An 8,391-nucleotide genomic window follows, 5' to 3' on the forward strand; every position below is an offset into this window, starting at 1 on the left:
ATCGCGCGACGCTCAAATTCACCGAGCACGGCATCGAAAGCCTCAAGGAACTCTGCCTCGACCAGAAGCGGTGAGCGCGGTCAGCACGTCTGCGCTCGATAGCCCGCGGCCCCGGCCGGATGGATACGGTTGTTATCCGACGTGAGAAGGTTCGTGATCTCGCCTTGCGGACCCTGCTCCAGGAGCTTGAAAGGCTGCCCAACAGAAGCCCTGGCCTGGACCCGGAACAGCGCCGTTCCTAGGCGTTATGCGAGCGGTGCCTTCATCCCGCTCGCCCGGATACGCGGCCGCCATTGTTCGCGCGGCAGGAACAAGGCTCGCCAACCGCAGCAGGTGCGGTAAGGGGACAGATATAAGCGCCCGCGTAGCAGCTTTGCCCGGATGGCGCGGGCCCATAAAGCACCGGCGGCACATAGTAGACGGGCGGCGGATAGTAGATGGGAGGGCCAACAACAACCGGCGGAACGCCGATGAAGACGCCGCCCCGCCAGAAGGCATGAGAAGCGGTAGGAAGCGCCAGGATGAGAGCAGCGACAATCACAGCCGCCGCCTGGAGCAACGGAGGACGAAATCTCGTCACCCGCATAACCATATCCTCACTTGAGCAACATGGCGGGAAGCCGGGCCAACCTCGGTTGAGCATTCGGCCTTCTGGCGAGTTATGGCGGCCGAGACGTCATTCAAGATCCTGCCGGTGCTACCGCTCTTGCATCTACCCCGTGGTCTGGGCGGATATAGCCTGCCTGCGTTGCATCGTCCGGGTCCGGCAGTGCGATCGGATCGGCGGCTGCGGCAGCAATGTTCCCGTCATGCGCTAGCTCAGCGATTTCAGCCACGGTGAACTCCACGGCCATGATGACCTGGGCCAGGTTGAGGGTCGCCAGATTTGCACCCGGTACTGGCGCGCCGAGGAAATGCTTCGGCTGCCATGCCGCATCCACCCCGCCCGGGACGCCGGGGTAGTCGAGCAGCACATCAATCAGGATCGGTCCGTCGGAGGCGATGTGGACCGCCGTCACCCGGCTCACGCGTACCACGTCCCCGGTGGCAAGAAGGAACCCGTAGGAACCACGGGTGCTCATCATGCGCGTGGCGAACCAGGCAGGCAGCAAAGCCGCCGCCTCATCAGGGTCGGTCACGCGCGTCCAGGTGGTCATCGCTTACCCTCCAAAATTGTGCCGCGTCCTCTTGCCACTCCTCGCATGAGGCGTTGCCGTGCTTCCGATGCTTTGCCGCGCCGGACGAGGGTGCTCCCCAGCCATATCCTCGTGGATGGAGAGATAGTGTGGGCCATGCATTCGCCGGTGAACTGGCGCTCGAAGATCCGCCGGACCCATCTCCAACCAAGCCCGCCGATCTTCCGGTCTGCATGCACCACGTGATTCCGGGAGATCACGAGGAAGCGGGGGGATGCAGTCCAGCCAGGCGCTGCCCGGACGACCGGCGGCTTCGTCCTTATGGACTGGAGGATATCGCCTGACACATCCGTCCTCCTTCAAGGGCCGGCACCGCCGATTGGTGACGGCCGCTTGCGGCTTGACCCGTCAGTCTTCGCTCACCGTTTCGAGCTCCGGCAGGACGACGTCTGTTCGAGGATCGACCAGCACCGACCTCCTACGGCCATCGAAGCCTCGCACGGTCGCGCGCACGAAATCACCCTCCCGCCGCAGATCGCGGATATCGCGCCATCCGTCAGCGGCAAGCACGTTCAGAGCCGCCGTGTAGGCGGACTCCGTTCCATGCCCGAAATTGGTGTTGCGTGCGTCTGCCATGCCCGCCTGGGCCGTGGCCGCCCCCAGGAGGAGCAGGCTGGTCAGCAAAATGATACCGCGCTTCATGGGGCTCTCCTCATGCCGTTCTGGTGCCATGCCAGCGTGGCCAGATCTGGCCGAGCGTCGTGGCAACCACCACGACGGCGCCCACGACCACGTGGCTCCACATCGCTGGCTGGTTCGTGGAAAAGTGCATGATCCATGGTGAGCAGATCGCCCATAGACCGATGGTTCCCTCTCCACCTTTGGTCCAGGCGGCCCATTCGCCGGAACTGCGCGACGCAGCCAGGGCGTAGACGGCAAGCAGGATGGCTGTCAGCCACGCGTTCCAGGCAGCGGCAGGCCACTCCGCGGAAAATCCGAGGATCCAGGGCGAGAGAAAGAGGCAGAAAGCGGCGATTGAATTGACGATATCAGAAGGTCTTACTTTGCTCCTCATTGCTCTGTTCATCGCTCTCCTCCGTGGGAGGAATGATCGAAGCCTGCAGGGATGCGGCGAGGCTGACCGGGACCGTGACCCGAAGGCACATCATTCCGTCATGCCCCGCCAAATGGGTTCGCCGGGCAGAGCTTATTCCAGCCGTGTCGTGCTGACCTGCGCCGGCCGGCCTGGCCCGTCGGCAATCTCGATGCGCCGTGGCCTCATGGCTTCCGGAAGGTCATGCACGAGATTGATAATCAGCAGGCCATCCGTCAGCTGCGCGCCCGTAACTTGAACGTAGTCACCCAGAGGGAACACGCGCCGGAATGGCCGCTGGATGATGCTGTCATGGAAACAGGCTTCGCCGCGAGCCGCGCTGCCTGCCTTCCTGCCGCTGACCGTCAGGAGGTTCGGCTGCATGGTGATATCGAGATCGTCGGAGCCGAAGCCCGCAACTGCCAGGACGATCCGATAGGAGTCCTGGCCCGTCCTCTCGATGTTGCAGGGCGGGTAGTCGTCAGCCGGCTCCAGAAGCCCCTTGCTTTCCCGCAGCGAGAACATGCGGCCAAAGCTGATCGGTGGCCGCCCAAGGGAAGCGAAATCCATGAGCTCCATAGCCATATCCTCCATTGAGCAACATGGGTATGAGCGAGAGGCACCCGCCAAACCCGCATGACGGCGCTTGGCGCCTAGCGAGCTAGGTGGCTGCTGATTCCGTTTCAAGGGACGCTAAAGGCCATGGACGGCGCGTAAGTGATCGGCGGGCCAGCTGCCGTCTCGTCTGCCTTGGCAGCTAATCATCCTCCTGGTGGCCCAAGCCGCATGACCCTCGTGCCAAACTTGGCCGTGAGAGAGAATTTGATGAGGGCCCTGTCTTGTTCAGTGCGTTCTGTCCTTTGCCAGGCCGCAGCTTTGGCCGTGGCGGAAAGACTCGTATCGGATGGATGGCGATGCGGCTTCTTGTGGTCAGCGCGGGGCTGATAATGTTCGGGGTGTCCTCGGGACTTGCGCAGGTTCCTGCCCCGGACCGACCTACCCAGCCCAACCCTCCTGCGCAGAATGTTCCGGCCGGCCCGCTTGGCTCAGGAGATGGGCAGCCGTCGGAGAGCGGCGAGGGGCCTGGGACCATTTATCTCGTGCCGCGTTCGATGGGCATGCCGCCCGGAGCGGTCATGCTCGTCCCAAACCCTGAAGCGGCGCAAAGGGCCGGCCAGGATACTGGCGGGCAGAACCAGGCCGGGCCCCGGCGGCTTGGCGGCGACGGCGTTCGCCCAAGGGGCGGCACTGTGCTTCGCCTGCGCAGAGGCAATGACGAGGTCGAGGTCCGATGCGGCTTCGCGGAGCCAACACAAAGCTGCCTCCAGATCGTCGGACCTCTGGTCGAGCGTTTCTTTGCCGTTCCCGCCCCGTCGCTTCCCGAGAATGGGACTGCTCAGCGCCAGCCACCCGCGACCTTCGACCCGGCGCCGAGCCGCTGATACCGGCGGCTCGGTGGAAAAACCATTCGGGCCGAAATCCGCCTCACCGGCCGGAGGAGGGCGGAAAAGGCCGTTCTGCCGGCCTCCGGAAGGCAGAGTCGTGTCTCTCCCTCGCCGTTGGTGCACTCGTTTATGGCGCTAAGGGAGGCGATGCTGCCCGGGGCTGGCGCAGCATCAACCGTTTCCTAGAGTTGGGCCCGGATGGCGACCCCGCTCTGGTCGGTTCCATCGGCGAAGGCCACGACCCGCTCCCCCATTCTTTCGAAAGTCAGGTCGACCTGTTCCTGTCCGACGATGAGCCGGCGCAGCGAGAGGCGGTTCACGCCGCTCGGCAAGCGCGGGCGATCGATGCGGATCTCCCCGCGCCAGCCATCGATGCTCAGGCCGAGGCACGCCTGCAGCAGCATGAAGAGGGACCCTGCCGCCCAGGCCTGCGGCAGGCAGGCCACCGGATACGGGATCGGCGGTTCACCCGATGAGCGAGGGAAGCCGCAGAAGAGTTCAGGGAGCCGCATGTCGAACTGCACGGCGGCTTCGAACATCTGGTCCAGGAGCCGAACCGCCTGGTCGCGGGCACCGTAGCGGGCCATTCCGGCGGCACAGATTGCTGAGTCATGGGGCCAGACCGAGCCGTTGTGATACGACATTGGATTGAACCGGGCCTGACCGCTGGCCAGCGTGCGAATGCCCCAGCCGGAGTTGAACCGGCCGGACATGAGACGTGCCGTCACTCTTGCGGCGCGCTCGGGCGTGGCGAGACCCGTAAAGAGCAGATGGCCTGCATTTGAGGCGAGTACCCGGCAGAGCTCACCCCGCCCATCCAGGGCCAGGCCGTAGAAGCCCTCCTGCTCCATCCAGAAGCGTTGCTCGACGGCAGTTCGTAGTTGGTCGGCCCTCCGCCGCCAGCGCTGGGACGCCTCCGTCTTGCCCAGTCGCTGTGCGAGGTCGGCCATGGCAAGGAGGGCAGCGAAGACATAACCCTGCACCTCTACGAGTGCGATCGGGCCTGCCGGGAACCGGCCATCGGCGTGGAACACCGAATCACCGCTGTCCTTCCAGCCCTGGTTGGCAAGGCCCGTACTGGCGGCACGCGCGTAGTCGAGGAAGCCGTCGCTGTTGGAGTCTCCTGCGCCCTCGGCCCATTCGATCGCCGAGACCAATGCTGGCCAGAGCTCCTCGATAAAGGTGATGTCGCCCGTGCGATCGGCATAGGCCCCGGCAAGAACGACGAAGAGCGGCGTGGTGTCGACGCCGCCATAGTACTTCCCGAATGGCAATTCATGCAGGGCCGTCATCTCACCCTTACGGGTCTCGTGCATGATCTTGCCGGGCGCGGAGTCACGGAATTGCGACGTTTCCTGTGCCTGGCTTCGCGCGAGGAAGGAGAGGACACCGCGGGCCAGGGCCGGATTTAGCCAGAGTGTCTGCAGGGAGGTGATCACCGCATCCCGCCCGAATGGGGTCGAGAACCAGGGAATTCCCGCATACGGATAGGGCCCCGTCGGCAACTCCGTCGTGAGGAGGGCAAGATCAGCCTGGGAGCGATCAATCCACGCGTTGAAGAGCCGGCTTTGCGTGATGAGGCGCGCACTGCGCAAGCGTTTGCGCCGCGCGAGGGATATCGCGGATGCGGCCGCTGCCCGGAAACGCTGCCTTGCAGGCCGCTCCGGTGCCCCGCAGCCGATTTCGATGTAGAGTTCTGTCGAACCCGCCTCCGGGACCTCAATGACGAATTCCGCGCGTTCCGCCGTGAGGCGAGAAGGTGTTTCGGAGAAGGCGACCGATGTGGCCCGGTGTACGCCGTCCAGGCCCGCATATTCGAGAAGCACATGTGCCTCGCCGAGCTTGGGAGGCAGTAGCCGGCCATGTGCCGGACGGGGCTGGCCGCGCACCTCGAACATGTCCCGGTAGTCGGCACCGAATTGGATGGAGATCGGCAGGGCCACCATCTCGGTGCCGTAGTTCGTGAAGCGCAGCCGCTCACGGATCCGGTCTTTCCACAGCAGGCGCTTGCGCTCGATGTGGATCACGCCCTCCGGGGTCGGCGGACCTCCGAGCGGGGGCAGGGGAGAGTTCGTCAGATTCGCCGTGAAGAAAACATTGTCATGGCTGATGGCCGTGCCGAGGTGCCAGGGGGCCTGGCCGGCAAATCTCAGGATCAGGCGAGACAGGATGCGGGTGTCATTGTGAAAGAGCCCATCATCGCTGGCGTCCACATCGCCCAGGGCATCCGCGACCAGAAATGTGTCGCCCTGCTTGAGGACGAATTTCTGGGCGGTTGAACCAGGCTTCTCCGCGGTGTCCTTGCTCTGCTGATCGACCGGAAAAGAAAGAAGGGTGGACATTTTCAGATGCTCTCGGTCGGATGCTGAAGCACCCAGGACACCGATGGCCGCCTTGGCGGCCTCGATCGGCAAGCCGAAGGCTGCGCGCCGGCCATCCCAACCGGCCGCCTGGACCTTTGTGCCCCGGTTGGCTCCCCGGTTAGGCTGCTACCTTCTGCTGCTCGGGCATTGTGTGGCCGAGGGGCTGTGCAAGCCGGTATGCCCGCTCACTCGCGAGCGGATCCGCGCCTGCCTGCCGGATCAGGCCGGCCGAGAGTAGATGTGCAAGGGCCGCGGCGAGACGCGTCCTGCTGGCTCCAAAGCCCGCATAAACGGAGAGGCTGGAAACCGGAATGGCCCGGCCGTCCGGCCCGAACTGGCGGAAGACTTTCAGAAGCCGCTCCGCGTCCTGTCTGCGGGCCGCCCAGGCAGAGTTGTTCATGGGAACCTCATCAGCGGAAGCTGAGGTGAGAAATCAGGCCGCGGCACCACCGTTCATAGAAGCCGCGCCCGCGCTGCTTCCAGCGGCCGATCAGAGAGCTAAACTTCCACATCCATATCCTCCATTGAGCAACATGGACCGAAAACCAGGCCGGCAGAGCCGGTCCAGACCCACCGTGTGGCATCTGGCGGCAGGCGAGGTAGGACAGGGAAAAGTTGTTTCAAGACCTGTCTGACAGGGCTTGGCCACTGTTTCCGTACCAGGTGGCAGGATTGCCCTCAGGTGCCAGGAATGGTGGCCGTGGCGCTGGAAATGCGCGTTATCCGAAGCCGACCGCCGGCCCTCAGGAGGTGGTCCGGGCGGGTGAGCGGGTGTCCTCCGCGTGCCCTGACTGAGTAGGAGCTGGCAGGCTGCCCCGGTGATACCCGGAGCACCCGTTCTGCCGCTGAACGATCCTCCCCGCCTCTCTGCGGCCGGGCGACCAGGAGCTCTTCCGGCCCGGCGGGGAGGGCGGGATCCTCCGGCGCCTTGGCCCCAGGCTGGCAGGGAAGATGGGCCAGGCTCCTGTGCTGGCGGAGCGCAGGCGCCCCGCTACAGCTTACGTCGCCTTGTCACGCATGACCGTCGCGCGATTTCGTCCGGCAGTCTTCGATAAGTACAGGGCCTTGTCCGCCGCTTCCAGAAGAAGCGTGGGTGCGCTGTTCTCGGGGGGAATGGCCAGGGCAGCGCCGACACTGGCAGTGACATGGTCGCCCACCCGAGACGCGCGGTGCGGCAATCGGAGTCCCTCAATACTGCGGCACAGACGGTTACCGACATCCTCCAGATAATCCAGCGAGACTTCCGAGAGAACCATCGAGAATTCCTCGCCCCCGAAACGGGCCGCGAGGTCGATCGATTGCCTGCAATGGCGCTGGATGCATCCGGCGACCGCCTTCAGAACGTCGTCTCCGGCCAGATGCCCATAAGTATCGTTATAGCGTTTGAACTCATCCACATCGATCATGACAACGCCGATGGGGCTTCCCGTTCGCGCGCCGCGAATCCATTCCATCGCCAGGTATTCGTCCAGATACCGCCTGTTGCTGATGCCCGTCAGTCCATCGATCTTGGTCAGGCGTTGCAGTTCCAGGTTTGCTTTCACCAGGTTCTGCTGACTGACGCGGAGCGCCTCATAGGCCTCGTCGCGTTCCAGTTGGCTGAGATAGGCACGGGAGTGATAGCGCACGCGGGCGACCAACTCGAGCTTGTCCGGAAGCTTGACCAGATAGTCATTCGCCCCCGCGCTGAACGCCTCGCTCTTGATCTGTGGATCTTCCTTGGTGGACAGAACAATCACCGGGATATCCCGTGTTGACGGGTCCTGGCGGTAATGGCGGACCAGATCCAACCCGCTCACGCCGGGCATGACGAGATCCTGCAGGATCACCGTCGGCCGGACATCCTTTGCCACCGCGATGGCCTTGTTGGGATCGGAGCAGTAGTGAAAGTCGATGCCGGGCGAGCCTGTTAACATCCGGCGCAGCGCCTCGCCGATCATCACCTGATCGTCGACCAGAAGCACCATGGCCGGGCGGTCATCCCGGGCTGGAAACCCCAGGAAGGAGGACGGCGTTTCGGTGATCATTCAGTCGGTTCCTTCCCAGCGGAGCCGCGCATGGCGCTGGTCAGTCGTGCCGCGATGCCGTTCAGCGGCAGGATTTCGGCTGCCGCGTCAATCTCGGCAGCGGCCTTGGGCATTCCGTAGACGGCGCTGGTCGCGCGATCCTGTGCGATCGTGTGCCAGCCCTTGTTTCGCATGGCCTTGAGCCCTTGCGCTCCGTCGCGGCCCATGCCGGTCAGGAGCACGCCAACGGCATCGCCTTTCCAGAACTGGGCGACACTGTGGAAGAAGACATCGACGGAAGGACGGTAGACATAGTCCCGCGGCTCGGGCGTGTAGCCGAGCCGCGAG

At 64.2% G+C, this 8,391-nt stretch carries 8 protein-coding genes; all 8 read right to left on the reverse strand.

Features of this window, described 5'->3' with window-relative positions:
- Positions 1-680 precede the first annotated feature (680 nt).
- The gene (locus ACO1BU_RS25150) at positions 681-1,157 is read right to left on the reverse strand and encodes a hypothetical protein (RefSeq protein WP_424138722.1); all 477 of its coding nucleotides are present in this window, start codon (positions 1,155-1,157) and stop codon (positions 681-683) included.
- Positions 1,158-1,544: 387 nt separating this feature from the next.
- A complete protein-coding gene (locus tag ACO1BU_RS25155; protein ID WP_424138723.1) occupies positions 1,545-1,838 on the reverse strand; it encodes a hypothetical protein in 294 nt (97 codons plus the stop codon).
- 10 nt (positions 1,839-1,848) lie between these two features.
- Positions 1,849-2,211, reverse strand: coding sequence for an SPW repeat protein (locus ACO1BU_RS25160; RefSeq protein WP_424138724.1), 363 nt, complete (start codon positions 2,209-2,211; stop codon positions 1,849-1,851).
- A gap of 132 nt (positions 2,212-2,343) precedes the next feature.
- Positions 2,344-2,808, reverse strand: coding sequence for an Hsp20 family protein (locus tag ACO1BU_RS25165; protein WP_424138725.1), 465 nt, complete (start codon positions 2,806-2,808; stop codon positions 2,344-2,346).
- 1,048 nt (positions 2,809-3,856) lie between these two features.
- Positions 3,857-6,016, reverse strand: coding sequence for an amylo-alpha-1,6-glucosidase (locus tag ACO1BU_RS25170; protein WP_424138726.1), 2,160 nt, complete (start codon positions 6,014-6,016; stop codon positions 3,857-3,859).
- Between the two features lie 139 nt (positions 6,017-6,155).
- Positions 6,156-6,437: a hypothetical protein gene (locus tag ACO1BU_RS25175; protein WP_424138727.1), complete on the reverse strand. Its 282-nt coding sequence runs from the start codon at positions 6,435-6,437 to the stop codon at positions 6,156-6,158.
- Positions 6,438-7,035: 598 nt separating this feature from the next.
- The gene (locus ACO1BU_RS25180) at positions 7,036-8,064 is read right to left on the reverse strand and encodes a GGDEF domain-containing response regulator (RefSeq protein ID WP_424138728.1); all 1,029 of its coding nucleotides are present in this window, start codon (positions 8,062-8,064) and stop codon (positions 7,036-7,038) included.
- The coding region (locus tag ACO1BU_RS25185) for a chemotaxis protein CheB (protein WP_424138729.1) at positions 8,061-8,391 on the reverse strand (331 nt) is incomplete at its 5' end. The genes ACO1BU_RS25180 and ACO1BU_RS25185, both read right to left, overlap by 4 nt.

The sequence above is a fragment of the Roseomonas chloroacetimidivorans genome, from assembly GCF_049629625.1.
Classification (GTDB): domain Bacteria; phylum Pseudomonadota; class Alphaproteobacteria; order Acetobacterales; family Acetobacteraceae; genus Roseomonas; species Roseomonas chloroacetimidivorans.